The organism is Alistipes sp. i18-0019-D1, from assembly GCF_042852885.1.
Classification (GTDB): domain Bacteria; phylum Bacteroidota; class Bacteroidia; order Bacteroidales; family Rikenellaceae; genus Alistipes.
Genome location: NZ_AP031424.1, coordinates 521,266 through 545,994, shown reverse-complemented (window position 1 = coordinate 545,994; position 24,729 = coordinate 521,266). Strand labels below are relative to the sequence as shown.

The window sequence follows — 24,729 nt, the reverse complement described above, 5'->3', positions numbered from 1 at the left end:
GATTTTTTGCGTATCGGCGGACTATTCGGTTTCGCCTGGCCGCGGCAGCGTGCGGATCACGCGCGCCGGGTTTCCGACAGCTACCGAATCGGCCGGGATGTCGCGCGTCACGACGGCTCCGGCGCCGATGACCGAGCGGTCGCCGATCTCGACACCCGGGCAGACGATCACCCCTCCGCCCAGCCAGCAGTCGTCGCCGACGGTGATCGGGCGGCCCGCCTCGAGCCCTGCGCGGCGCTGTGCCGCGTCGAACGGGTGCAGGGCGGTGAGCAGCTGCACTTTGGGCCCGATGAGCGTGTGGCGGCCGATGCGGATCGGCGCCAGGTCGAGGAACACGCAGTCGAAATTGACGAACGACCCTTCGCCGACCGAAATGTTGAGTCCGTAATCGCAGCGGAACGGTTCGCGGATGAATCCTTCGCAGCCGGGGCACAACTCGTGCAGCGCGGCGCGGTAGGCGTCGCCGTGGCCGCAGAGTTCGACGTTGAGGCGGTGCATCAGGCGCGTGGCGTTGTCCCGGATGGCGGTGAGTTCCGCATCCCGGGGATCGAACCACTCGCCGCCGAGCATCTTTTCCCGTTCCGTCATTTTAGTCGAAGGATTGCATCTCGATCAGTTTGGCGTAGATGCCGTTGCGTGCCATCAGTTCGTTATGCGTGCCCCGTTCGGCGATGCGTCCGTGGTCGACGACAACGATCAGGTCGGCGTTGTGGATGGTCGACAGGCGGTGGGCGATGACCACCGACGTACGGCCTTTGAGCAGGTTGTTGAGGGCGTCCTGCACGAGTTTTTCGCTCTCGGTGTCGAGTGCCGAGGTGGCTTCGTCGAGGACCAGGATGTCGGGATTCTTGAGCACTGCGCGGGCGATCGAGAGCCGCTGGCGCTGGCCGCCGGAGAGTTTCACGCCCCGGTCGCCGATGTTGGTCCCGTAGCCGTCGGTGCATTCGCGGATGAAGCAGTCGGCGTTGGCGACCTTCGCCGCCTCGACCACCTCCTCGTGCGTGGCGCCGCGCTTGCCCATGCCGATATTGTTTTCGATGGTGTCGTTGAAAAGCACGGTGTCCTGCGCCACGACGCTCATGTGGGCGCGCACGCTCTCCTGCGTGTAGTCGCGCAGCGAGACGCCGTCGATCAGTATCTCGCCCGCCGTGGGGTCGTAGAAGCGGGGCAGCAGCTCGCTCAGCGTCGACTTGCCGCCTCCCGAGGGACCTACCAGCGCCACGGTCTGCCCGCGGCGTATCTCGAACGAAATGCCGTCGATCACTTCGCGCTCCCCGTCGTAGGAGAAGTGCACGTCGCGGAATTCGATCTTCTCTTTCAGCCCCGTGAGTTCCCGGGCGTCGGGTTTGTCCTGTATTTCGGGTTTCGTGTCGATGATCGAGAAGATGCGTTCGCCGGCGGCGATTCCCTGGTTGATGTTGGCGAACTGGTCGATGAAGGTGCGCACGGGGCGCGTGATCTGCGAGAAGATGGCGATGAAGGCGATGAATCCGCCGGGGTCGAGCGCGCCCTTGGCCACGAGCGAACCGCCGAAGACGAGAATCACGCCCACGGCCGTGATGCCGAGGAACTCGCTCATCGGCGATGCCAGCTGCTGGCGGCGGGCCATCGAGAGGGTCAGGCGAGCCAGGTCGGCGCTGATGGCGTAGTATTTCTGCTTGATGTATTCCGTGGCGTTGTAGCTTTTGATGACCTTGATGCCCGAGAGCGACTCGTCGAGCGTCGAGACCATTTCGCCCATGCGCTGCTGATTGGTGCGGGCCGGGTGGCGGAGTTTCTTCACGATGCTGCCGATCAGCAGGGCCACCACCGGGAGGAACAGCACCGAGAAGATGGCCAGTTCCCACGAAATGGCGATCATCATCGCGATATAGCCGATGATGAGGAACGGTTCGCGGAACGAGACCTGGAGGGTGTTGGTGATGCAGAACTGCACCACGCCCACGTCGGAGGTGATTTTCGAAATGATGTCGCCCTTGCGCTGGTCCGAGAAATAACCCACGTTCATGTCCATCACGCGCGAGAACATTTCGTTGCGCATGCGTTGCAGGGTCCGCGTGCGCATGTTCTCCATGGTCCATGCGCCGAGGTAGCGGAACAGGTTGCTCATCAGGCTGATGCAGATGGCTACAATGGCCAGCAGCATCAGTACGTTCTGGCGGTCGTATTGTTCGAAGATGTGCGAGTAGGCGAAATTGAAGAGTGTCGCGAGGTAGTCCTGGTTGAACTCCACGGGAGGCAGTTTTTCGACGTATTCGAAGGCGTAGTTCGCGTCGAACATGGTGTTCAGGATCGGGATGATCAGCATGAACGTCAGCGAGTTGAACAACGCGTAGAAAAGCGAGTAGAAGAAGTAGGGGATCGCGTATTTCTTGATCGGCCGGGCAAAACCCAACAGCCGCATGTATGTTTTGAACATTCGGAGCGTATGTTTGTTGGTTACGCAATTAGCGGCGTAAAGATAGGAATAATAACCCGAAAAGCGAAAAATGTACGATAATTCGATGAATTCTGATGAACTTCAGACCGGAAAAACGGAGCGGCGGTACAGCCGTCTACCGCTCCGCGGGATCGTAGCCCGTGTCTTCGAGCCAGTGCGCCCTGTCGTTGGCCGCCGCCACGGCCAGAAAGTCGCAGCGGTTGTTCTCCACCGTTTCGGCGTGGCCCTTGACCCAGACGAAACGGACGTTGTGGCGGTTGTACACGCTGAGGAAGCGCATCCAGAGGTCGGGGTTTTTCTTGCCCGCGAATCCCTTGCGTACCCAGCCGAAGACCCAGCCTTTCGAGACGGCGTCGACGACGTATTTCGAGTCGGAGTAGATGACCACGTCCGACCCCTCGAACTTGAGGGTTTCGAGCGCCACGCACACGGCCATCAGCTCCATGCGGTTGTTGGTCGTGAGACGGAATCCCTGCGACAGTTCCTTGCGGTGGTGTCCCGAGAGGAGCACTGCGCCGTAGCCTCCCGGGCCGGGATTCCCGAGAGCCGAACCGTCGGTGTAGATGGTGATTTGCGGCAAAATATTCGTAGATTAGAGATCAAACATAAAAATTATAAGGGATGCCCCGGTCCGGTTTCGGGGTTTGTGCCTGTCGTACCGCCGCCGGCCGTTTCGCGGTTCATTCGGCGGCCGTTCCGCCCGGTTCCCCACCCAGAATCTTTTTCGCCTGGTAAAAGGCGTTTGTGTAATTGCGGGCCTGTATCGTGCCGTCCGGACCGATCAGAACGAAAAACGGCCAGCCTTCGATGGCATAGGCTTCCATGATCTGCCGGTTTTCCGGATGACCGGTTTCCAGTTCCGCTTCGATCCATCCGTGTTCCAGCATGCCGGCCAGCACGGGGCGTATGTCGTCCACACCCGCCGACGGCGTTTTTTCGCCTGCGGGCAGGCTTTCGTATACGCTCCGGATATCGGCGATGGATTCGGTCAGTCCCACCACCTGCAGCCCTTTTTCCCTGTACTTTTCGGACAGATCGCGCACCTGCCGGTCGATATAGATCGAACCCGGACACAATCCCCAATGGTAGAGCAGCAGGTATCGGTCCTTGAAATCTGCCTTGGTGACCGTGCGGCCTTCGGTCGTTACCAGCGTGAAATCCGGCGCCGGTTTCCCTTCGGCGAGCTGTTCCATTCTTGCCATGCAGTCTGCGTACATCCGACCGAAATAACTCTTTTTCAACCCTTCGGATAATGTCTCGTACGCTTTGTGCGCCTCCTTGGCCGGAGTGTACGACAACATAGGTATCTTGTCGATCAACAGGTACAGGCTTCCGTGCGGATTGGCCGCTTCGTAGGCTTTTCGCAGCATATTCTTCCGGTCTACGCCGGGATTGCCGTCGTAGAATCGGCTGAATTTTTCGCTCCATTCCCGGCTGGCCGCCGCATCGTTTCGTTCCGACGCTTCCCGTGCATTTTCCAGGTAACGGCCCCGGATCCGGCCGAGCGAATCATCGACCGCCAGCAGGCTGGATAACGCAGGCTCGTCGTAAATGCCTCCGCCGAGACGGCAGTAATAGATCGCATCCGCCGATCCGGTCATGTCGATCCGGTCGCCGGGCCTGACGATGACGGGTTTGCCTCCGCGATCCCCGGCCGCGGCCCTTCCGGCTTTCGGACGGTAGGTCATCAGGTAGTACCGGTCGTGTTCCGACTTTCCCCGGTAGCGGAATGCGCCCGGTTTGCGGACTACGACGTCGAATCCCGGGGCGTATTTCCACGAGGGCAGGAGAATCCGTTCGAAACGGAGGGTGTCTCCGGCCTGCAGCCCCTCGATCCTGCCTTCCAGCCTGAATCCCCGGGCATACGCACAGACAGTCGCCATGGTCAGGGCACCGCAGAGCAGGAAGAGTCTGTATCGTGGGGGCATGACGGCGGTTTTAATGCTTATTTGCCGGACCCGAGCGCCGCCAGTTGTTCGCGGATCGCCGTGATCTTGGCTTCGGCGTCGGCCTGCTTGGCGCGCTCGTTGGCGACGACCTTTTCGGGGGCCGATGCGACGAACCGCTCGTTCGAGAGCTTCTTCATCACCGAGGCGAGGAATCCTTCATAATAGGCCAGGTCGTCCGTGAGTTTCCTGCGTTCGGCCTCGGCGTCGATTTTTCCGGCCATCGGCACGAAGTACTGCGTGGTCTTGACGATGAACGCCGCGGCCGCCGGGTCCTTCTCCGCCACGGTCTCGATGGTCGCGAGATTGGCCATCTTCTCCAGCACGGGGGCGAACTCCGCAGGATAGTTCTCGTCCACGATGACCTTGAGTGTCAGCGCCTCCTTCTGCGGCAGGTTCTTCTGGTTGCGGACGTTGCGCACCGAGGTGATGATCTCCTTCGCCAGCTCGAAGCGCGCCAGCATCGCGGCGTCTTCGGCCACGGGCTCGGGCATCTGCGCCACGCAGATCGAGGCTCCTTCGGCTCGGGGCGCGAGGGCCTGCCAGATCTCCTCCGTGACGAACGGCATGAAGGGGTGCAGCACACGCATCAGGGCGTCGAACCAGCCTTTCGTCGCCTCCATCGTCGGAGCGTCGATGGGCTGTCCGTAGGCCGGCTTCACCATTTCGAGGTACAGGCCGCTGAAATCGTCCCAGAAGAGGCGGTAAGCCTCCTTGAAGGCCTCCGAGATGCGGTACGACTTGAAATCCTCGGCGATCTGGCGCAGCGAGCGGCCCAAAGCCTGCTCGAACCACTTGACGGCCATCCGGTTGTTCTCGCCCTGCACCGCCGCGGTGTCCACCTGCCAGCCGTTGACGAGGCGGTAGGCGTTCCATATCTTGTTGCCGAAGTTGCGGCCCTGCTCGCACAGCGCCTCGTCGAACATCACGTCGTTGCCGGCCGACGATGAAATGAGCATCGCCATGCGCACGCCGTCGGCGCCGAACTTTTCGATCAGGTCCAGCGGGTCGGGCGAGTTGCCCAGCTGTTTGGACATCTTGCGGCCGATCTTGTCGCGCACGATGCCCGTGAAATAGACGTTGCCGAAGGGCTTTTCGCCGCGGTATTCGTAGCCGGCCATGATCATGCGGGCCACCCAGAAGAAGATGATGTCGGGACCGGTCACCAGATCGTCGGTGGGGTAGTAGTAGCTGATCTCCCGGTTGTCCGGGAAGCGGATGCCGTCGAACACCGAGATGGGCCACAGCCACGACGAGAACCACGTGTCGAGCACGTCCTCGTCCTGCCGCAGGTCGGCCGTCTGCAACGACGCGTCGCCCGTTTTCGCGCGGGCCTTCTCCAACGCCTCCTCGGCCGTCAGAGCCACCACGAAGCCGCCCTTGGGCAAATAGTAGGCCGGAATGCGCTGGCCCCACCACAGCTGGCGCGAGATGCACCAGTCCTTGATGTTCTCCATCCAGTGACGGTAGGTGTTCTTGTATTTCTCGGGCACGAAACGGATCGCGTCCTCCATCACGGCCTTCGTCGCCGGCCCGGCCAGCTCCTGCATCGAGAGGAACCACTGCATCGAGAGCTTCGGCTCGATGGCCACGCCCGTGCGCTCCGAGTAACCTACGTTGTTGGTGTACTCCTCGGTCTTCTCCAGCAGACCCGCGGCGTCGAGGTCCTTCTCGATCTTGCGGCGCACGTCGAAACGGTCCTGACCCACGTAGAGGCCCACCTTGTCGTTGATCGTGCCGTCGTCGTTGAAGATGTCGATGGTCTCCAGCCCGTATTTCTCACCCAGCATGTAGTCGTTCACGTCGTGGGCCGGAGTCACCTTCAGGGCGCCCGTTCCGAACTCGATGTCGACGTATTCGTCGCGGATCACGGGAATCGACCGGCCCACCAGCGGCACGACGACGCGGGCGTCCGCGGCCAGCCACTCGTAGCGCGGGTCGTTGGGGTTGACGCACAGTGCCGTATCGCCCAGGATGGTCTCGGGACGGGTCGTTGCGACGATGATCGCCCGGTCGGTCCCCTCGATCTTGTAGCGCAGGTAGTAGAGCTTGCCGTGCGACTCCTTGAAGACCACCTCCTCGTCCGAAAGGGCCGTCTGCGCCGCGGGGTCCCAGTTGACCATCCTTACGCCGCGGTAGATCTTGCCTTTCTCGTAGAGGTCGCAGAAGACGCGCAGGACGCTCTCCGTGCGGGCCTCGTCCATCGTGAAGCACGTGCGGTCCCAGTCGCACGAGGCGCCCAGCTTGCGCAGCTGCCGGAGGATCACTCCGCCGTATTTCTCCTTCCACTCCCAGGCGTATTCGAGAAATTTTTCGCGTGTTAGCGAGGTTTTTTCGATCCCCTTTTCGCGCAGCATCGCCACGACTTTGGCCTCCGTGGCGATCGACGCATGGTCCATGCCCGGAACCCAGCAGGCGTTTTTCCCGGACATGCGGGCGCGGCGCACCAGCACGTCCTGCAACGTGTTGTTGAGCATGTGCCCCATGTGGAGCATGCCCGTCACGTTGGGGGGCGGAATGACGATCGTGTAGGGTTCGCGTTCGTCGGGTTCCGAGTGGAAAATCCCCCGGTCGATCCAGTAGTCGTACCATTTGGATTCGATCTGCTGCGGTGCGTATTTGTCTGCGATTTGCATGGCGCGTTGAGTTTAACTTTGTTTTCAGGGATGCAAAGTTATTAACATTCTGTCAAAGATAAAATAAAATTTCTAAAAAATCGTTATCTTTGCAACATTATATATCTGTATATCCTATGAGCAAAAAAGATAAGATCGAAACCATCGAAGTAGACGACGTGAATCTCGTCCCCGAGCTGCTCGACGGCAATCACCGCGTGATCCCCATCGTGACCGGCGGCGACGAGCCTGTGGAGGAGGTCGAAGTGCCTGAAATCATACCCATCCTTACGCTGCGTTCGTCGGTGCTTTTTCCCGGCGCGATCACGCCCATCACGGTGGGCCGCGACAAGAGCATCAACCTCGTGCGGGCCGTGAATGCCGAAGGCGGCATCCTGGGCGCCGTGCTGCAGCGCGAAAGCGATGTCGAAGACCCCGCGCCGGACGACATGTACAAGGTCGGCACGGCCGCGCGGATCATCAAGATCCTCGAAATGCCCAACGGCAACCTCACGGTGATCCTGAACGGTCTGGAGAAGGTCGAGATCACGGAATACATCACCACCGAGCCGTACTTCAAGGCCCGGGTGACGGCCCTGCGCGATTCGACTCCCGATGTGAAGAGCATCGAGTTCGAGGCCCTCGTGGACTCGATCCGCGACGTGGCGCTGAACATCATCAACGTCTCGCCGTCGATGCCCAAGGAGGCGGCCTTCGCCATCAAGAACATCGACTCGAAACGCGGCATCATCAACTTCATCTGCTCCAACATGGAGCTGACGGACGAAGACCGCCAGTCGCTGCTGGAGGCCCCCGGCCTGCTGGCCCGCGCCCGCAAGCTGCTCGAAATCCTGATCCGCGAGCAGCAGCTGGCCGAGTTGAAGAACCAGATTCAGGAGCGTGTCAAGCAGGAGATCGACAAGCAGCAGCGCGACTATTACCTCCAGCAGCAGATGCGCACGATCCAGGACGAGCTGGGCGACGGCGCCGATGCCGACATCGAGAAGATGCGCGAGGAGGCCAAGAAGAAGAACTGGCCCGCGGAGGTGGGCGAAACCTTCGAGAAGGAGTTGCAGAAGGTCGAGCGGCTGAACCCCGCCGTGGCCGAGTATTCGGTGCAGATGACCTACCTGCAGCTGCTGCTGGAACTGCCGTGGAACGACGTGACCAAGGACAACCTCGACCTCAAGTGCGCCCGCGAACAGCTCGATCACGACCATTTCGGTTTGGACGAGGTGAAGGAGCGGCTGCTGGAGCACCTGGCCGTCATCAAACTTAAGGGCGACCTCAAATCCCCGATTCTCTGCCTCTACGGCCCTCCGGGCGTGGGCAAGACCTCGCTGGGCAAGTCGGTGGCCGCGGCGTTGGGCCGTAAGTTCGGCCGTATCTCGCTGGGCGGACTGCACGACGAGTCGGAGATCCGCGGACACCGCCGCACCTACATCGGCGCCATGCCGGGCCGGATCATCCAGACCATCAGGCGGTGCGGCTCGTCGAACCCCGTCATCATCCTTGACGAGGTGGACAAGGTGACCGTTTCGAACCACGGCGACCCGTCGAGCGCCCTGCTCGAAGTGCTCGATCCGGAGCAGAACACCACGTTCCACGACAACTACCTCGACATGGAGTACGACCTGTCGAAGGTGCTGTTCATCGCCACGGCCAACAACGTCGGGAATATCGCCCCGGCGCTGCGCGACCGCATGGAGATGATCAACATCGCCGGTTACCTGCTGGAAGAGAAGGTGCGCATCGCGCTGGACCACCTGCTGCCCAAGCAGCGCGAGGCTCACGGCATCAAGGAGCAGGAGATGACGATGACCCCGGAGGTCGTCGAGAACGTCATCGCGTGCTATACGCGCGAAGCCGGCGTGCGTTCGCTGGACAAGAACCTGGCGAAGATCGCCCGCGCCCGCGCCAAGCAGATTGCTTTCGACGAGGCTTTCGCGCCCGAAATTTCGATCAGGGACGTAGAGAAAATCCTCGGCATGCCCAAGTTCCTCAAGGAGGAGTACGAAGTGGGCGGCATGACGGGCGTCGTGACGGGCCTTGCGTGGACCGAGGTCGGCGGCGACATCCTCTACATCGAGTCGGTGCTGACGCCCGGCAAGGGCAAGGTGAGCCTCACGGGCAACCTGGGCGACGTGATGAAGGAGTCGGCGACGATCGCCCACGAGTGGACGATGGCCCACCACAAGGAACTGGGCATCGACCCCAAGTTGTTCGAAACGAACGACATCAACATCCACGTTCCCGAGGGCGCGATCCCGAAGGACGGTCCTTCGGCCGGCATCACGATGGTCACTTCGATCGTGTCGAGCTATACGGGCCGCAAGGTGAAGGAGCGTATCGCCATGACGGGCGAGACGACCCTCCGCGGGCGGGTGATGCCCGTGGGCGGCGTGAAGGAGAAGATCCTGGCCGCCAAACGCGCCGGCATCACGGAGCTGATCCTCTCGGAGGAGAACCGCAAGGACATCGCCGAGATCAAACCCGAATATGTCGCGGGCCTCACGTTCCACTACGTGAAGACCAATGAGGAGGTGCTGAAACTGGCTCTGGAATAGTCCGGGCGGCTTTTCGACGGGAAAATGAACATCGAAGATTTCAGAACGCACTGCCTCTCCTTTCCGGGCGCACACGACGACTTTCCGTTCGGCAAGGCCGCTTCGGAATACGACCGCAACCTGCTCGTCTTCTATGTGGCGGACAAGTGGTTCTGTTTCGTGAACGCCGTGGAGTTCGATTTCTGCAACCTGCGATGCGATCCGGCGCTCATTCCCGAGCTGCGGGAGCGTTACGAGGGCGTGGGTCCCGGGTGGCACATGAACAAGCGGCATTGGATCAGCGTCCGTTTCGGCAGCGACGTGCCCGACGGGGTGCTGCTGGATATGGTAAAAGATTCGTATGAACTCGCGGCGGCGAAGCTGACCAAGCAGCAGCGCACCGCCCTTGCGGAACAGGAATAACCTATGAAATTCATCGCAATCATCCCTGCGCGTTACGCTTCGACGCGCTTTCCCGGAAAGCCGCTGGCACGGCTGGGCGGCAAGCCCGTCATAGAGCGGGTCTACGAGCAGGTCGCCGGCGTGCTGGACGACGCCGTGGTGGCCACCGACGACGAGCGTATCCGCGACGCCGTGCGGGCTTTCGGGGGACGGGTCGAAATGACCTCCCCGGACCACCGGAGCGGTACGGACCGCTGCCGGGAAGCCTACGAACGCCTCGGTGCGGAGTACGACGTGGTGGTCAACGTGCAGGGCGACGAACCCTTTATCCGGCCCTCGCAGCTGGAGACCGTGAAACGCTGTTTCGACGATCCGTCGACCGACATCGCCACGCTCGTGAAACCCTTCGCCGAGGCCGACGGGCTGGCCGCCCTCGAAAATCCCAACTCTCCCAAGGTCGTCCTCGACGCGCAGTCGCGGGCCATCTATTTTTCCCGTTCGGTGATCCCCTACCTGCGGGGCGTTCCGCGCGAAGAGTGGCTCGCTCGCCACACGTTTTACAAGCATATCGGGCTTTACGCCTTCCGCGCCGACGTGCTGCGGGCGGTGACGGCGCTTCCGCAGTCGCCGCTTGAGCTGGCCGAATCGCTTGAGCAGCTGCGCTGGCTGGAGAACGGCTACAAAATAGGGGTCGGTATTTCGGAGGTCGAGACCATCGGCATCGACACGCCGGAAGACCTTGAGAAGGCGGAACGCTTTCTCGATTCGCAATTCATCATTCACAATTCATAATTATGGGAAGTCCGATATTCATCGCAGGACCGTGCGTCATCGAATCGGCCGAACTGCTGGACGCCGTGGCCGAAAGGCTCGCGGCCATCAACCGCTCCCTCGGTACGCAAATCATCTTCAAGGCCTCGTTCGACAAGGCCAACCGCACCTCCGTATCGTCGTTCCGCGGCCCGGGGATCGAACGGGGGTTGCGGATGCTTTCGGACGTGCGGGCGAAGTGGGGCCTGCGGCTGCTCACCGACATCCACGAATCGTGGCAGGCCGCACCCGTCGGCGAGGTCGTCGACGTGATCCAGATACCCGCTTTCCTTTGCCGCCAGACCGATCTCGTGGTCGCCGCGGCCAGGACGGGCAGGACGGTGAACATCAAGAAGGCCCAGTTCCTTTCGGGCGCGGACATGCGCTATCCCTACGAAAAGGCCCGCGAGGCGGGGGCCGGTGAAATCTGGCTCACCGAGCGCGGCAACTCGTTCGGTTACAACAACCTCGTCGTCGATTTCCGCAACATCCCCGACATGCTCAAAATCGCCCCTACGGTCGTGATGGACTGCACCCATTCGGTGCAGCGTCCCGGCGCGGCGGGCGGCAAGACGGGCGGCAACCGCGAATTCGTGCCTGCCATGGCGCACGCGGCCAAGGCGTTCGGGGCCAACGGCTTCTTCTTCGAAGTGCATCCCGATCCCGACAAGGGATTGAGTGATGCGGCCAACATGCTGCGGCTCGACGACCTGGAGTCCCTTGTGAAAAGCCTGCTGTAAAGTACCCTTCTAACTCTCGTTAAGCAATGACAGATACGACCAAGGCACAGATTCTGGAGGTCGCCCGCAAGGCGATCCATACCGAAATGTTGTCGCTCAAACGCATGGAAGACACCCTTGGCGACGCATTCGCCGAGGCCGTGGAACTGATCCTCGAAAGCCGCGGCAAATGTATTATCACGGGCATGGGCAAATCGGGCCTCGTGGGGCGTAAGATCGCCGCGACGCTCGCCTCGACCGGCACCCCGAGTTTCTTTCTCCACCCCGGCGAAGCTTTCCACGGCGACCTGGGCATGATTTCGAAGGAGGACATCGTGGTCGCGCTCTCCTATTCGGGCGAGACGGACGAAATTCTCAAGATCGTTCCCTTCATCCACTCCAACGGCAACAAGCTGGTCTCGATGACCGGAAACCCCGACTCGGCGCTGGCCAAGAACTCCGATGTGCACCTCGACGTGGGGGTGAAGGAGGAGGCGTGCATCCTGCACCTGGCGCCCACCTCGTCGACCACGGCGCAGATCGCCATGGGCGATGCGCTGGCCGTGTCGCTGATGCAGATGCGGGGCTTCACGAGCGTCGATTTCGCGCGCCTGCACCCGGGCGGAAGCCTCGGGCGGCGTCTGCTGATGACCGTGGGCAACGTCATGCGCGACCACGACCTGCCCGTCGTCGCTCCCGGCTGCCCGGCCGCGGAGATGATCCACGCCATTTCGAAGGGCGGGCTGGGGCTGATCGTGATCTGCGACGGCGAGCGGATCGAGGGCATCGTCACCGACGGCGACGTGCGCCGCGCGATGGAGCGCCTGCGCGGGGAGTTCTTCAATATCACGGCTGCCGACATCGCCACGCGCAATCCCAAGACCATTTCGCCGGATGAGAAACTGATCGAAGCCGAGAAGATGATGACCCGCAACAAGGTCACCTCGCTGCTCGTGACGGACGCCGCCGGCAAGTTGTCCGGAGTGATCCAGATTTACGACATCAAGTTGTAGCGATGCGGCCGGTTTCGGGCCGTTTCCGTAAAACAAGGGGAGGTTTGTAAAAGCCTCCCCTTGTTTATTTCCTGATGTAGTGCGGCATTTCGGCCGGCAGTTCCATCGAGATTTCCACCAGCCCGCGGATTTCGCCGCGCTCCTTCCACGCCGTCTGGTAGATCATCTTGCGCACGCCCTGCTTCTCGATGGTGTAGGCGTTCGTGCCTCCCGATGCGAGCATGCGGCGGATCGTTTCGCGCGACCGCTCGTTGTGGCAGTCGAACAGGTTCCGGCCGATCAGGTCGCCGTGTTTGGCGAAGGTCGCCCGTGCCTTTTCGTTCATGTAGAGGATCACGCCTCCGGTGTCGCACACCGTGACGGCGCAGTCGGCCTCTTCGGCCCAGGGAAAGGTGTTTTCCGCGGTCATTGCTGGATCTTTACGAGTTGTTCGCGGTATGCGTTCAGAATGCGCGACTTGGAGATGAATCCCAGGTAGCGGCCCTGCTTGTCCACGACGGGCAGCATCCAGGCGTGCTTGTCCTCGAACTTCTCCATGACGCTCAAAATCGCCTCGTGTTCGATGATCTTGTCCGGCGGCGGAATCATGTAGTCCGAGATCGGGTGTCCGTATTTCTCGTGTTTGAACATGTCTTCGCGCAGGTCGTCCAGCTGCACCACGCCGATCAGCCGGCCGAAGTTGTCGATCACGGGGAAGATGTTGCGGCGGGCCGTCGAAATGATGTGCACGATGTCGCCCAGGGTCATGTTCTCCTTGATGCGCAGGAAATCGGTCTCCATCAGCTCTTCGAGTTTCAGGAAGACGAAGACCGACTGGTCCTTGTCGTGGGTCAGCAGTTCGCCTTTCTGGCGCAGCTGCTTGGTGTAGATCGAGTCGGGGTCGAGGTAGTAGTCCACGGCGAACGAGATGCAGGCGGTGATCATCAGCGGAATGAACAGCCCGTAGCCGTTCGAGAGTTCGGCGATCAGGAAGATCGAGGTCAGCGGGGCGTTCATCACCCCCGACATGACGCCCGCCATGCCGACCAGCGTGAACGAGACGATCGACACCTCCCATCCGAACAGCGTGTTGCACACCAGCGCCAGCGAGGCGCCCGTGAAGGCTCCGACGAACAGCGACGGCGCGAACGTACCGCCCACGCCGCCCGCGGCGTTGGTCGTCGACATGGCGATGACCTTGAAGAACATCGTGGCGATGACGAAGAGGATGATCACCCAGTCGATGTCGCGGAAGCGGTAGAAGAGCGAGTTGTTGAACAGTTCCTGCGCGTTGCCGTGCATCAGGGAGGTGAAACCCTCGTAACCCTCGCCGTACAACGGCGGGAAGACGAAGATCAGGATACCCAGAATCGCGCCGCCCCACAGCCATTTCTTGTACTGTTTGTCGATGCCCTTGAAGAAGCCTCCGACCCGCGAGTTCATCGACGTGAAATACCACGCCATCAGCCCGCACAGCACGCCTAAAAGGATGAACAGCGGGATCTGCCACAGTTCGAAAGCATCCGCGGGGGCCAGCGTCACGGCCAGGATCGGGTCGAAGCCGCGCAGCATGAAGGCCATCGTCGTCGCGGTGATCGAGGCGATCAGCAGCGGGATGACCGACCCGGCGGTGATGTCGAGCATCAGGATTTCCAGCACGAACACCACGCCCGTGATCGGGGCTTTGAAGATCGCCGCGAGGGCGGCTCCCGCGCCGCAGCACAGCAGCAGCGTCGTGTGTTTGTAGTTGAGGCGCGCCAGCCGTCCGATGTTCGAACCGATGGCCGCACCCGTGAGCACGATCGGGGCCTCGGGACCCACCGAGCCGCCGAATCCGATGGTCGTCGCACCGCCCACGATCGAGGTCCAGCAGTTGTGCCGGGCGATGCGCGAGTTGCGGCTCGACATGGCGTAGAGGACGCGAGTCACGCCTTCGGAGATGTTGTCGCGGACGATGTATTTGACGAACAGCGTCGCCAGGATGATGCCCACGGCGGGGTAGATCAGGAAAAGGATATGGGCGCTGTCCACCGGGAACCAGCGTATCAGCCCGCTCTTGATGCCGTGCAGCAGCATTTCGAACAGGTAGGTTCCCAGCCCTGCGAGCACACCGACCACCACGGCCAGCAGCATCATGATCTGCTGGTTGGAGAGTCTCCGGGTCAGCCGGAGGAATTCGAGGTAGATGCGGTCGGCGCGGAAGGACATCTTCCTACTTGTTGTGAGCGAAATGCTCGGTCTGTCCGGCGATCAGTTCCTTGTCGTCGAAATAGTTGATTTTCATGGCCGCACGGACGTCCGCCAAGGTTTCGGCAGCCGCGGCGCGGGCCTTCTCCGAACCTTCGCGCAGGATGTCGTACACCTCGCCGATGCGGGCCTCGTAGTAGTGGCGGCGCTCGCGGATCGGGTCGAGCATCTCGTTGAGAATGGCGATCAGCAGGCGCTTCACCTTCACGTCGCCCAGCCCGCCGCGGCGGTAGTGGGCCTTCAGTTCGTCGAGCGAAGCGTATTCGGGCAAATATCTCGAAAAATGCTCGGGGCGGCTGAAAGCGTCGAGGTAGGTGAACACCGTGTTGCCTTCGACCTTGCCCGGGTCCTCCACGCGCAGGTGGTCGGGATCGGTGTACATGCCCATCACCTTTTTCTTGACCTCGTCGGCCGTATCCGAAAGGTAGATGCAGTTATTCAGCGACTTGGACATCTTGGCCTTGCCGTCGGTTCCCGGCAGGCGCATGCAGGCCGCGTTTTCGGGCAGCAGGATTTCCGGTTCGACGAGCGTTTCGCCGTACACGGCGTTGAATTTGTGGACGATCTCGCGCGTCTGCTCGATCATCGGCTCCTGGTCCTCGCCCACGGGCACGGTCGTGGCCCTGAAGGCCGTGATGTCCGACGCCTGCGAGATGGGGTAGGTGAAGAATCCGACGGGGATGCCCTGACGCTGGGTCGTGTCGCCTTCGGCGGCGCCCTCGGCGAATCCGCGCAGGGCGATCTCGGCCTTGACGGTCGGGTTGCGCTGCAACCGCTGTACGGTGACGAGGTTCATGTAGTAGAACGCCAGTTCGCACAGTTCCGCCACCTGCGACTGGATGAAGAGCGTCGATTTCGCAGGGTCGAGACCTACCGACAGGTAGTCCAGGGCCACTTCGATGATGTTCTGACGCACCTTTTCCGGGTTGTCGGCGTTGTCGGTGAGCGCCTGTGCGTCGGCGATCATGATGAATATCTTGTCGAACTCGCCCGAGTTCTGCAGTTCGACGCGGCGGCGGAGCGAACCCACGAAGTGACCCAGGTGGAGCCGGCCCGTGGGACGGTCGCCGGTGAGGATGATTTTTGCCATATTTTTAGAGAAAGTACATTTTGCGGGCGAAGATACGAAAAAGAACTGACGACGCCAAAACCGAATTGCATTCGGTGCGGCAAAACTTTCCGACTTCCTAAAAGGGTCGTTACGACCCCGAAGATACGAAAAACTATGCGGCAATGCGAAAAAGTTGCCGTATATAGATTTTTTTTATATCTTCGCTCTCTCAAATAGACGCCTGCTATGACGATAATTCAACTCGAATACCTGTTGGCCGTGGCCAACTGCGGGAGTTTCTCGCTTGCCGCCGAACATTGCTTCGTGACGCAACCTTCTTTGAGTATGCAGGTTAAGGCACTTGAAGAGGAACTTGGCGTGGTGCTTCTGGACCGTTCGAAAAAGCCCGTCATTCCCACCGAGGCGGGCGAGGTGGTGTTGGAGCAGGCGCGCGAGACGATCAAGGCGTATAATTACATCAAGGAGGCCGTTTCGGAACTCAAGGGCGAAACCGCGGGCAAACTGCGGCTGGGGGTCATTCCGACCATCGCGCCCTACCTGCTCCACAAATTCATCCCGGCCTTCGTGCGCGACTACCCGAAGGTCGAACTGGAAATATCCGAGATGATCACCTCGGACATCGTCGAGGCGCTCAAGCGCGACCGCATCGACGCGGCGCTGGTCGCCAGCGGAACCTGCGGCGAGGGCATCCTCGAACAGGAGCTTTTCAACGACCGCTTCTACGCTTACGTGTCGCCCGAAAATCCGCTCTACGAACGGCAGAACATCCGCATCGAGGAGATCGACCTCAAGGACCTGGTGATCCTGAGTCCCGGCAACTGCATGCGCGACCAGATCATCGAACTCTGCCAGGCCAGGCGTTCGATGCCGTCGCACTATTCGTTCGAATCGGGTTCGCTGGATACGCTCATGCGCATCGTCGACTGCACGTCGTGCCTGACGATCATTCCCGAAATGGCCGTCGAATACATTCCCTCGGACCGCCGCGACCGGCTGAAAACCCTCTCGAAAGGTGCGACTTCGCGCAAGATCGCCGTCGCCGTGCGCCGCACCTACGTCAAGAACTCGATCATCCGGGCCTTGACCGAGACCATCCTGGCCAACGTCCCGGCAGCGAAGGCATAGCTTCCGCGGTCATAAAACATTGCGCCCGGCAGTTCTCCTGCCGGGCGCAATGTTTCGGATCGGGCATCCCTTACCCGGGTATCTCTACTTTTTTCGCCGTGCCTTTCCAGTCGGCGGCGATGTAGCGGCCGTCGGAGAGGTTCACGAAGAATTTGACGGAAAAGTCCCCGCCGTTTTTGGTCACCTTCAGGGTTCCGGACGTAACGGTGAGCGGTGAGTCGGCCTCCTGGACGGATATGTCGATCGACCCTTCGGAGTTGTCGATCTCGATAGTTGTGCCGTCGGCAGACGCGATGATGCCGAGGTAGGGTTCGAGTGTGCCGCTCTTTACAATGGGTTTGGTCAGGTCGATGGTCTTTCCGCAGAGCGATTCCGAGATCTCGATTCCGACATAGAAGGAGGGCTCCTCTTCCGGGATTGTCGTGAGTACCGTCGGGAAAAGCCCGAGCATGAAGCCCGCCTCGCCCCCTTCTTCGGCCGGATTTTCTGTATAGAAGGCGCTTTTGACCTCGTACATCTGGCCGCTGACGGTGATCGTTTGTAGGGTCACTACTTTTTTGTCCTCTTTGCAGGACGCTGCCGCCAGGGCGAGTGCGCCGGCCAGACAGAGCATGAAGATTTTTCGCATAAAATGAAAACGGGTTAGTTGGAGTGTCCTCAAAAGTAGTGATAAAAACGAAATCGCCAACAAAAAGGGCGAAATAATGAATCGCTTCCGGAACAATATGCCCGCTTGCGGCGCGATTTTTACCGCGTTGCTTTCAAATCTCATTCTCTTTTCATACCTTTGCAAGGTTATAGATACCTATTGAACATTTATGGATAAACTGATCGAAACGATCGTCAGCGCGATTGAAGATAAAAAGGGTAAGAATATTGTATCGTTGGACCTCTCGGGATTCGACGGGGCGATCTGTTCGCATTTTGTGGTCTGCAACGCCGATTCCACGACGCAGGTGTGCGCCATTGCCGCCGAAATCGAGGAGAAAGTGTTCGAAAAACTGGGCGAGAAGGTGTGGCGCATCGAAGGCCAGCAGAACGGCGTGTGGGTCGCTATGGACTATGTGGACGTTGTGGTGCACATTTTCCAGACCGAGCTTCGGAGCTTCTACAAGCTCGAGGAGTTGTGGGCCGACGCACCGCTGGTGAAATATGAATACGAAGAGTAATCCGGATTATGGCACAGAAAAGCAAGAACAACAATAAAATGAATATGAACATGCCGCGGCCTTCGATGCTGTGGATCTACGGTCTGATCGGTGCGTTCATCATCGGTTGGTATCTGTTCGACGGCAGCAATGAAGCGCCGCTGCCCAGCGACTGGACCACCGTGCAGGAGATGGTCGAGAAGGGCGACGTGGAGAAGATCCAGGTCGTGAACCGCGATCAGGCGCAGGTGTTTCTGAAAAAGGATGCCGGTGAGAAATACCGCAACGACTCGGTGGACAAGCGTTTCCGCCGCCTGCCCGAGTCGGGCGTGCAGCTGACGTTCACCATCGGCTCGGTGGACTCGTTCCGCGAGGACCTGAAGGCCGCCGAGGAGAAGTCGGGGCAGACCGTTCCGGTGATCTATGAAAACAAGGCCAACGACTGGACCTCGATTCTGATCAACCTGCTGCCGTGGGTGGTGATCATCGGTGCGTGGTTCTTCATCATGCGCTCCATGTCGCGCGGCGCGGGCGCCGGGGGCGGAGGCGGCATCATGAACGTCGGCAAAGCCAAGGCGCAGGTCTTCGACAAGGACAATTCCAAGCGTGTGACATTCAAGGACGTGGCCGGCCTGGAGGAGGCCAAGGTCGAGATCATGGAGATCGTCGATTTCCTCAAGAAGGCCGACAAATACAAGGAGCTGGGCGCCAAGATTCCCAAGGGCGCGTTGCTCGTAGGCCCTCCGGGAACGGGTAAGACCCTGCTGGCCAAGGCCGTCGCAGGGGAGGCCAACGTGCCGTTCCTCTCGATTTCGGGTTCCGATTTCGTCGAGATGTTCGTCGGCGTGGGCGCCTCGCGTGTGAGAGACCTCTTCGAGCAGGCCAAGCAGAAGGCCCCGTGCATCGTCTTCATCGACGAGATCGACGCCATCGGCCGCGCCCGCGGCAAGAACGCCGGGTTCTCGGGCAACGACGAGCGCGAAAATACGCTGAACCAGTTGCTGACGGAGATGGACGGCTTCCAGACCAATACGGGCGTCATCGTGCTTGCGGCTACGAACCGCGCCGACATCCTCGACAAGGCGCTGATGCGCGCCGGGCGTTTCGACCGCCAGATCGAGGTGGGACTTCCCGACGTGAAGGAGCGCGAGGAGATTTTCAACGTCCACCTGCGTCCGCTGAAGCTCGATCCGCAGCTCGACCGTTCGTTCCTGGCGCGCCAGACCCCGGGATTCTCGGGTGCCGACATCGCCAACGTCTGCAACGAGGCCGCGCTGATCGCCGCGCGTCACAACAAGAAATTCATCTCGAAAGAGGACTTCCTCGCCGCCATCGACCGCATCGTGGGCGGTCTGGAGCGCAAGAATAAGATCATCACCGACGAGGAGAAGCGCGTGATCGCCTTCCACGAGGCGGGACATGCCACGGTGAGCTGGATTCTGGAGAACGCCAGTCCGCTGATCAAGGTGACGATCATCCCGCGCGGCAAGGCGCTGGGCGCCGCCTGGTATCTGCCCGAGGAACGTCAGATCACCACCCGCGAGCAGATGATGGACGAACTGGCCGCCACGCTCGGAGGCCGTGTTTCCGAGCAGCTGACCTTCGGCGAGATTTCGACCGGGGCGCTCAACGACCTGGAACGCGTCACCAAGCAGGCTTATGCCATGGTGGCCTACTACGGCATGAGCGAGAATGTCGGCACGCTCTCCTTCTACGACTCCACGGGACAGAGCGACATGGCCTTCACGAAGCCCTATTCGGAACTGACGGCCCAGCAGATCGACGCCGAGGCCAAGCAGGTGATCGAGAAGGCCTACAAGATGGCCGAGAAGGTGCTCCGCGAACATGCCGACGGCCTGAAAGAGCTGGCCGAGCTGCTGCTCTCCCGCGAAGTGGTTTTCACCGAGGACGTCGAGCGCATCTTCGGCCGCCGCAAGAAGGACATCGAACGCGAACGCCGCGAAGCCGAGGCGAAAGCCAGGACCGGGGGCGGTGAACCGGTCGGTGAGGAGCCGCAGGCCGGAAAGCAGGCCGCCGCAGTCGCTGACGAGCCTGGGAAAACCGACGCCGCGACGACCCAGCCGGCTCCCGTAACTCCGGCCGTTGCCGCACCCGAAACCAAATAACCCCGTTGAAACCCACTACACCCTTAAAAAACCGATGAGTGAAAAAATGAAGAACCTCTGGGTGCGCACTGCGAGCGGGGCTGTCCTTGCCGTGGTGATGCTGGGGGCTATCGCATGGTCGCAATGGAGTTTCGGCCTGCTGCTGGCGGCGTTGCTGATCGCCGGCATGACGGAGTTCTATTCCCTGGCCGAGGAGCAGGGCAACAAGCCCCAGCGGGTCGTCGGACTGGTTGCCGGACTCGTGCTTTTCGCACTGAACTTCGCATTCGTTTCGGACGACATTCAGATACTCGGCAACGCCCGGCAGGCTTTTGCCTGCGGAATGGCCCTTCTGCTGTTGCTGCTTCCCGCCATGTTCATCTGCGAGCTTTACCGCCGCCGGGAGAATCCCTCCGCCAACATCGGCATCACGTTCATGGGTGTCGTCTACGTGGCGCTGCCGTTCTCGCTGATGTGCTACATTCCGATCATCGGCAGCGAAGCGTGGAGTCCCTGGGTGATGATTTTCTATGTTTTCATCATCTGGGCCAACGATGTCTTCGCCTACCTGGTGGGCATGTCCGTCGGCAGACACCGCCTGTGCGAACGCCTCTCGCCCAAGAAGTCGTGGGAAGGGTTCTTCGGCGGCATCGCCGGGGCCGTTGCCATGGGACTCGTCGCCGCCCGCGTGATGGACGGCAGCTACTGGGTGTGGGCCGGACTGGCGCTCGTCGCGGCCGCGACGGGCGTTCTGGGCGACCTGGTGGAGTCGATGTTCAAGCGCGCTGCCGGGGTCAAGGATTCGGGGACGCTGATTCCCGGTCACGGCGGAGTGCTGGACCGCTTCGACGCCATGCTGCTCTCGGCGCCGTTCGTCTTCGTCTATATGCTTTTTGTGATGTAACTGCAAACTTAACCCTGTTATGAGAATCAATAAGGAAGGATACAAAATCATCGGCATTTCGGGCGCTGTCTGCCTGCTTCTGTGGTGGCTGTTTTACCATTTGCTGGTCCACGATGCGAACGTCTCGCTGCTGTGGTTCAGCACCCTCGTGCTGCTGTTGTTCTGGTTCTTCATCGTGGCCTTCTTCCGCGAACCCCGCCGGGTGCGCATCCACGATGCCGATCTGGTCTTCGCTCCCTGCGACGGCCGCGTGGTCGTGACGGAGGTCGTCACCGAGGACGAGTACCTCAAGAAGGAGATGCTGCAGATTTCGATCTTCATGTCCATTACGAACGTCCACATGAACTGGGTTCCCGTGGGCGGCGAGGTGGAGTATTTCAAATACCATCCGGGGCGTTTTCTGGTGGCCTGGCACCCCAAATCCTCGACCGAGAACGAACGCACGACGACCGTGGTGCGGATGCCCTCGGGCCAAAAGGTGCTCTTCCGCCAGATTGCGGGATTCATCGCACGGCGCATCATCTCGTATATGACCGTCGGTCATCAGGTCGAGCAGAACAGCGTCTGCGGATTCATCAAGTTCGGCTCGCGCGTCGACGTACTCGTCCCCAAGGACAGCGAACTGCTGGTGGAGATCGGCGATCCCACGGTGGGTTCGCAGACTCCGATCGCCCGGCTGCGCAAGAACCTCGAAAACGAATAGCGCCATGAAGGCGACGCCCCAGACCTTCCTGCGGTTCATCGCGGGCGCGGCGGTTGCCGCGGCCGTGCTCTTTCTGGTCTGGTATTTCTCCTCGATCGTCGTCTACATCCTCGTTTCGGCCGTGCTGGCCGTCATGGGCAATCCGCTGGTGAAGTTCCTTTCGGGACTTCATTTCAAGGGCTGGCAGGTTCCCCGCTGGCTGGCCGCACTGGCGACCCTCGTGGTGATCTGGGCTGTGGCGGCCATGCTCTGCTCGTTGTTCGTGCCGCTGGTCTTCAACAAGATAAACCAGTTCGCCCACGTCGACTTCGCGGCGGTCGTGGGGAGCATCGGCGAGCCTATCGCCCGGATGCAGCACGATTTGCAGACGCTCTTTTCGCTGCCCGCGAGCACCTTCTCGCTCTCCGACGAACTGACCGCCGCCCTCCGGCAGATCATCGACTTCAATTCGCTCAACACGATCTTCTCGTCGGTTATCAACCTCGTGCTTTCGTCGGTGATCGCCGTTTTCTCCGTCTCGTTCATTACGTTCTTCTTCCTCAAGGAGGAGGGCCTGTTCTACGCGATGGTCACCTCCGTTTTCCCGGAACATTATCACGACAACATCACCCGTGCGCTGGATTCGGTGACGGTCCTGCTGGCGCGCTACTTTACGGGTATCCTTTCGGAAAGCCTCCTGCTTACGATCGCCGTGACGCTGGTGATGATGGCTTTCGGGATGAAGGCCGCCGACGCGGGGTTCATCGGTCTTATCATGGGCGTGATGAACGTCGTGCCTTACGCCGGGCCGCTGATCGGCGGCGTGGTTTCGGTCTTCGTGGGCATCGTCTCGCCGATCGAGGGCATGAGCGTGGGGCATACGGCCTTCGTGATCGCCGGGTCGCTGCTGATCCTCAAGGGGATGGACGATTTCATCCTTCAGCCGACGCTCTATTCCGAGCGTGTGAAGGCGCATCCGCTCGAAATCTTCCTGGTGATTCTCATTGCCGGGTCGCTGGCCGGAATCCTGGGCATGCTGCTGGCGATACCTTCCTATACGGTCCTGCGTGTCTTTGCCAAGGAGTTCTTCTCGCAGTTCCGGCTGGTGCGTAAACTGACCGAAAAAATCTGATGGAGCGGGTTCTGATCGAAGGCGTTGTGGAGCACGGACGCCGCTTGGGACGTGAGCTGGGGTTTCCGACGGCCAACCTGGCCGTCCCGGAGGGCATTGCCGCTGCCGACGGGGTCTACCGTTCGCGGGCCGAGGTCGGGGGACGGACTTACGACGCCATGTCGAATCTGGGGAGCAACCCTTCGGTCGGAGGTGTCGAACGGCGTCTGGAGACCCATATTTTCGATTTCGAAGGCGTACTGTACGGTCGCCTGCTGCGCGTCGAACTGCTCGAAAAGGTCCGCGACGAGCGCAAATTCGCCTCGATCGAGGAGCTACGGGCGCAAATCGAACGGGACAAGGAATATATTTTAAAAAACAGATAGGAATATGTATTTGGATTTGACACTTCCCTACAAGGTCGCCGACATGTCGCTGGCCGAGTGGGGCCGCAAGGAGATCGAAATTTCCGAGCATGAAATGCCGGGCCTGATGGCCGTGCGCCGCAAATACGGCCCCCAGAAGCCGCTGAAAGGCGTACGCGTGATGGGTTCGCTGCACATGACCATCCAGACGGCCGTGCTGATCGAAACCCTCGTGGAGCTGGGCGCCGACGTGCGCTGGTGCTCGTGCAACATCTTCTCGACGCAGGACCATGCGGCCGCCGCGATTGCCGCCGCGGGCGTTCCGGTCTTCGCGTGGAAGGGCGAGACGCTGCCCGAATACTGGTGGTGTACCGCCATGGCCCTTTCGTTTCCCGGCGGCAAAGGTCCGCAACTGATCGTCGACGACGGCGGCGACGCCACGCTGCTGATCCACAAGGGCTACAAGGCCGAGAACGACGCCACGACGCTCGACTGCGAACCTTCGTCCTACGAAGAGGAGGTGATCCTCGGCACGCTGAAGAGGATTTTGGCCGAGGATCCCGGAAAATGGCACCGTACGGTCGCCGAATGGAAGGGCGTGAGCGAGGAGACCACCACGGGCGTACACCGCCTCTATCAGATGCAGGAGGCCGGCGAACTCCTGGTTCCTGCCATCAACGTCAACGACTCGTGCACCAAGTCGAAGTTCGACAACCTCTACGGCTGCCGCGAGTCGCTGGCCGACGGCATCAAGCGCGCCACGGACGTGATGATCGCCGGCAAGGTGGTCGTCGTGTGCGGCTACGGCGACGTGGGCAAGGGCTGCGCCCGTTCGATGCGTTCCTACGGCGCACGGGTGATCGTCACGGAGATCGACCCCATCTGCGCCCTGCAGGCCGCGATGGAGGGCTTCGAGGTGAAGACCGTCGAGAGTGCGCTGGCCGAAGGCAACATCTACGTCACCTGCACGGGTAACTGCGACATCATCACGCTGGAGCACATGGAGCGGATGCGCGACCAGGCCATCGTCTGCAATATCGGCCATTTCGACAACGAGATTCAGATGGCGCGCCTCGAAAAATCCGGGGCTGTGAAGTTGAACATTAAGCCGCAGGTCGACAAGTTCACCTTCCCCGACGGACATTCGATCTTCATTCTGGCCGAAGGCCGCCTGGTGAACCTCGGCTGCGCCACGGGCCATCCTTCGTTCGTGATGTCGAACTCCTTCACCAACCAGTGCCTCGCACAGATGGAGCTGTGGCAGAAGGAGCTTGCGGTCGGCGTCTACCGCCTGCCGAAGCACCTCGACGAGGAGGTGGCGCGCCTGCACCTGGACAACCTCGGCGTCGAACTGACCCGCCTGACCCGGCGTCAGGCCGACTACATCGGCGTTCCCGAGGACGGTCCCTACAAGGCCGAGCACTATCGCTATTAGTCGTAGGTTCGGAACCGAATACGCGGTTATTTCAAACAAAAGCCCCGGCTCGTCGAGCCGGGGCT

Annotated in this window: 22 protein-coding genes; 13 read left to right on the top strand and 9 right to left on the bottom strand. The window is 60.7% G+C overall.

Annotation, left to right across the window (positions count from 1 at the left end; genetic code table 11):
• Positions 1-21: 21 nt before the first annotated feature.
• The 5 genes from ACGHP5_RS02220 to ACGHP5_RS02200 form a co-directional block, all read right to left on the bottom strand.
• A complete protein-coding gene (locus ACGHP5_RS02220) occupies positions 22-588 on the bottom strand; it encodes a sugar O-acetyltransferase (RefSeq protein ID WP_290531822.1) in 567 nt (188 codons plus the stop codon).
• A 1-nt stretch (position 589) separates the two neighbouring features.
• Positions 590-2,419, bottom strand: coding sequence for an ABC transporter ATP-binding protein (locus ACGHP5_RS02215; RefSeq protein ID WP_337757498.1), 1,830 nt, complete (start codon positions 2,417-2,419; stop codon positions 590-592).
• Between the two features lie 136 nt (positions 2,420-2,555).
• Entirely contained in the window at positions 2,556-3,020 is a 465-nt protein-coding gene (rnhA, locus tag ACGHP5_RS02210) for a ribonuclease HI (protein ID WP_295901443.1), read from the bottom strand.
• Positions 3,021-3,120: 100 nt separating this feature from the next.
• On the bottom strand, positions 3,121-4,368 hold the full coding sequence (locus ACGHP5_RS02205; RefSeq protein WP_337773229.1) for a redoxin domain-containing protein: 1,248 nt from the start codon (positions 4,366-4,368) through the stop codon (positions 3,121-3,123).
• A 17-nt stretch (positions 4,369-4,385) separates the two neighbouring features.
• Positions 4,386-7,022 carry a valine--tRNA ligase gene (locus tag ACGHP5_RS02200; RefSeq protein ID WP_390567933.1) on the bottom strand — a complete coding sequence of 879 codons (2,637 nt, stop codon included), beginning with the start codon at positions 7,020-7,022 and terminating at the stop codon, positions 4,386-4,388.
• Between the two features lie 116 nt (positions 7,023-7,138).
• Between ACGHP5_RS02200 and lon the strand changes: the two genes are divergently transcribed.
• Genes lon through ACGHP5_RS02175 form a run of 5 tightly spaced genes read left to right on the top strand, consistent with a single transcriptional unit; the run spans position 7,139 to position 12,491 of the window.
• A complete protein-coding gene (gene lon / locus ACGHP5_RS02195; protein ID WP_390567932.1) occupies positions 7,139-9,568 on the top strand; it encodes an endopeptidase La in 2,430 nt (809 codons plus the stop codon).
• A 24-nt stretch (positions 9,569-9,592) separates the two neighbouring features.
• Positions 9,593-9,970: an MmcQ/YjbR family DNA-binding protein gene (locus tag ACGHP5_RS02190; protein ID WP_295901457.1), complete on the top strand. Its 378-nt coding sequence runs from the start codon at positions 9,593-9,595 to the stop codon at positions 9,968-9,970.
• A 3-nt stretch (positions 9,971-9,973) separates the two neighbouring features.
• The gene (gene kdsB / locus ACGHP5_RS02185; protein ID WP_290531816.1) at positions 9,974-10,741 is read left to right on the top strand and encodes a 3-deoxy-manno-octulosonate cytidylyltransferase; all 768 of its coding nucleotides are present in this window, start codon (positions 9,974-9,976) and stop codon (positions 10,739-10,741) included.
• A gap of 2 nt (positions 10,742-10,743) precedes the next feature.
• Positions 10,744-11,499 carry a 3-deoxy-8-phosphooctulonate synthase gene (gene kdsA / locus ACGHP5_RS02180; protein WP_290531815.1) on the top strand — a complete coding sequence of 252 codons (756 nt, stop codon included), beginning with the start codon at positions 10,744-10,746 and terminating at the stop codon, positions 11,497-11,499.
• 26 nt (positions 11,500-11,525) lie between these two features.
• Positions 11,526-12,491, top strand: coding sequence for an SIS domain-containing protein (locus ACGHP5_RS02175; protein ID WP_290531814.1), 966 nt, complete (start codon positions 11,526-11,528; stop codon positions 12,489-12,491).
• 64 nt (positions 12,492-12,555) lie between these two features.
• Here the strand turns inward: ACGHP5_RS02175 and ACGHP5_RS02170 are convergent, their stop codons facing one another.
• Genes ACGHP5_RS02170 through trpS form a run of 3 tightly spaced genes read right to left on the bottom strand, consistent with a single transcriptional unit; the run spans position 12,556 to position 15,807 of the window.
• A complete protein-coding gene (locus tag ACGHP5_RS02170; protein ID WP_337657760.1) occupies positions 12,556-12,900 on the bottom strand; it encodes a PAS domain-containing protein in 345 nt (114 codons plus the stop codon).
• Positions 12,897-14,678, bottom strand: a complete 1,782-nt coding sequence (locus tag ACGHP5_RS02165; protein WP_290531812.1) for a chloride channel protein — start codon at positions 14,676-14,678, stop codon at positions 12,897-12,899. The genes ACGHP5_RS02170 and ACGHP5_RS02165 overlap by 4 nt, the downstream gene beginning before the upstream one ends.
• A 4-nt stretch (positions 14,679-14,682) precedes the next feature.
• Positions 14,683-15,807 (bottom strand): tryptophan--tRNA ligase, encoded by a 1,125-nt coding sequence (gene trpS, locus ACGHP5_RS02160; RefSeq protein WP_337657761.1) that lies wholly within the window; start codon positions 15,805-15,807, stop codon positions 14,683-14,685.
• A gap of 207 nt (positions 15,808-16,014) precedes the next feature.
• On the opposite strand from trpS, the gene ACGHP5_RS02155 reads away from it, so the two are divergent.
• Positions 16,015-16,914, top strand: a complete 900-nt coding sequence (locus ACGHP5_RS02155; protein WP_290531810.1) for a hydrogen peroxide-inducible genes activator — start codon at positions 16,015-16,017, stop codon at positions 16,912-16,914.
• Positions 16,915-16,984: 70 nt separating this feature from the next.
• Here ACGHP5_RS02155 and ACGHP5_RS02150 read toward each other — a convergent pair whose 3' ends face one another.
• Positions 16,985-17,542 carry a hypothetical protein gene (locus tag ACGHP5_RS02150; protein ID WP_290531809.1) on the bottom strand — a complete coding sequence of 186 codons (558 nt, stop codon included), beginning with the start codon at positions 17,540-17,542 and terminating at the stop codon, positions 16,985-16,987.
• A gap of 190 nt (positions 17,543-17,732) precedes the next feature.
• Here ACGHP5_RS02150 and rsfS point away from each other — a divergent pair, with 190 nt between their 5' ends.
• From rsfS to ahcY, 7 genes are read left to right on the top strand one after another with little or no spacing between them, the layout of a single operon-like run.
• Positions 17,733-18,083 (top strand): ribosome silencing factor, encoded by a 351-nt coding sequence (gene rsfS / locus ACGHP5_RS02145; RefSeq protein ID WP_015547873.1) that lies wholly within the window; start codon positions 17,733-17,735, stop codon positions 18,081-18,083.
• Between the two features lie 8 nt (positions 18,084-18,091).
• Complete coding sequence (gene ftsH / locus ACGHP5_RS02140) at positions 18,092-20,188, top strand: ATP-dependent zinc metalloprotease FtsH (RefSeq protein WP_390567931.1); 2,097 nt, start codon at positions 18,092-18,094, stop codon at positions 20,186-20,188.
• Between the two features lie 46 nt (positions 20,189-20,234).
• Complete coding sequence (locus ACGHP5_RS02135; RefSeq protein ID WP_390567930.1) at positions 20,235-21,071, top strand: phosphatidate cytidylyltransferase; 837 nt, start codon at positions 20,235-20,237, stop codon at positions 21,069-21,071.
• A gap of 19 nt (positions 21,072-21,090) precedes the next feature.
• Positions 21,091-21,774 carry a phosphatidylserine decarboxylase family protein gene (locus ACGHP5_RS02130; RefSeq protein ID WP_290531806.1) on the top strand — a complete coding sequence of 228 codons (684 nt, stop codon included), beginning with the start codon at positions 21,091-21,093 and terminating at the stop codon, positions 21,772-21,774.
• Between the two features lie 4 nt (positions 21,775-21,778).
• Positions 21,779-22,885: an AI-2E family transporter gene (locus ACGHP5_RS02125; RefSeq protein ID WP_337756857.1), complete on the top strand. Its 1,107-nt coding sequence runs from the start codon at positions 21,779-21,781 to the stop codon at positions 22,883-22,885.
• Positions 22,885-23,250 (top strand): riboflavin kinase, encoded by a 366-nt coding sequence (locus tag ACGHP5_RS02120; protein WP_290531804.1) that lies wholly within the window; start codon positions 22,885-22,887, stop codon positions 23,248-23,250. Before ACGHP5_RS02125 ends, ACGHP5_RS02120 begins: the two co-directional genes overlap by 1 nt.
• A 4-nt stretch (positions 23,251-23,254) precedes the next feature.
• Positions 23,255-24,664, top strand: a complete 1,410-nt coding sequence (gene ahcY, locus ACGHP5_RS02115) for an adenosylhomocysteinase (RefSeq protein ID WP_390567929.1) — start codon at positions 23,255-23,257, stop codon at positions 24,662-24,664.
• The last annotated feature ends 65 nt before the right edge of the window (positions 24,665-24,729 follow it).

Excerpts from the sequence above, each read along its gene's own strand:
- ACGHP5_RS02220 (WP_290531822.1), bottom strand. The coding sequence starts at position 588 with ATGACGGAACGGGAAAAGATGCTCGGCGGCGAGTGGTTCGATCCCCGG.
- ACGHP5_RS02215 (WP_337757498.1), bottom strand. The coding sequence starts at position 2,419 with ATGTTCAAAACATACATGCGGCTGTTGGGTTTTGCCCGGCCGATCAAG.
- ACGHP5_RS02205 (WP_337773229.1), bottom strand. The coding sequence starts at position 4,368 with ATGCCCCCACGATACAGACTCTTCCTGCTCTGCGGTGCCCTGACCATG.
- ACGHP5_RS02200 (WP_390567933.1), bottom strand. The coding sequence starts at position 7,022 with ATGCAAATCGCAGACAAATACGCACCGCAGCAGATCGAATCCAAATGG.
- lon (WP_390567932.1), top strand. The coding sequence starts at position 7,139 with ATGAGCAAAAAAGATAAGATCGAAACCATCGAAGTAGACGACGTGAAT.
- ACGHP5_RS02190 (WP_295901457.1), top strand. The coding sequence starts at position 9,593 with ATGAACATCGAAGATTTCAGAACGCACTGCCTCTCCTTTCCGGGCGCA.
- kdsB (WP_290531816.1), top strand. The coding sequence starts at position 9,974 with ATGAAATTCATCGCAATCATCCCTGCGCGTTACGCTTCGACGCGCTTT.
- kdsA (WP_290531815.1), top strand. The coding sequence starts at position 10,744 with ATGGGAAGTCCGATATTCATCGCAGGACCGTGCGTCATCGAATCGGCC.
- ACGHP5_RS02175 (WP_290531814.1), top strand. The coding sequence starts at position 11,526 with ATGACAGATACGACCAAGGCACAGATTCTGGAGGTCGCCCGCAAGGCG.
- ACGHP5_RS02170 (WP_337657760.1), bottom strand. The coding sequence starts at position 12,900 with ATGACCGCGGAAAACACCTTTCCCTGGGCCGAAGAGGCCGACTGCGCC.
- ACGHP5_RS02165 (WP_290531812.1), bottom strand. The coding sequence starts at position 14,678 with ATGTCCTTCCGCGCCGACCGCATCTACCTCGAATTCCTCCGGCTGACC.
- trpS (WP_337657761.1), bottom strand. The coding sequence starts at position 15,807 with ATGGCAAAAATCATCCTCACCGGCGACCGTCCCACGGGCCGGCTCCAC.
- ACGHP5_RS02155 (WP_290531810.1), top strand. The coding sequence starts at position 16,015 with ATGACGATAATTCAACTCGAATACCTGTTGGCCGTGGCCAACTGCGGG.
- ACGHP5_RS02150 (WP_290531809.1), bottom strand. The coding sequence starts at position 17,542 with ATGCGAAAAATCTTCATGCTCTGTCTGGCCGGCGCACTCGCCCTGGCG.
- rsfS (WP_015547873.1), top strand. The coding sequence starts at position 17,733 with ATGGATAAACTGATCGAAACGATCGTCAGCGCGATTGAAGATAAAAAG.
- ftsH (WP_390567931.1), top strand. The coding sequence starts at position 18,092 with ATGGCACAGAAAAGCAAGAACAACAATAAAATGAATATGAACATGCCG.
- ACGHP5_RS02135 (WP_390567930.1), top strand. The coding sequence starts at position 20,235 with ATGAAGAACCTCTGGGTGCGCACTGCGAGCGGGGCTGTCCTTGCCGTG.
- ACGHP5_RS02130 (WP_290531806.1), top strand. The coding sequence starts at position 21,091 with ATGAGAATCAATAAGGAAGGATACAAAATCATCGGCATTTCGGGCGCT.
- ACGHP5_RS02125 (WP_337756857.1), top strand. The coding sequence starts at position 21,779 with ATGAAGGCGACGCCCCAGACCTTCCTGCGGTTCATCGCGGGCGCGGCG.
- ACGHP5_RS02120 (WP_290531804.1), top strand. The coding sequence starts at position 22,885 with ATGGAGCGGGTTCTGATCGAAGGCGTTGTGGAGCACGGACGCCGCTTG.
- ahcY (WP_390567929.1), top strand. The coding sequence starts at position 23,255 with ATGTATTTGGATTTGACACTTCCCTACAAGGTCGCCGACATGTCGCTG.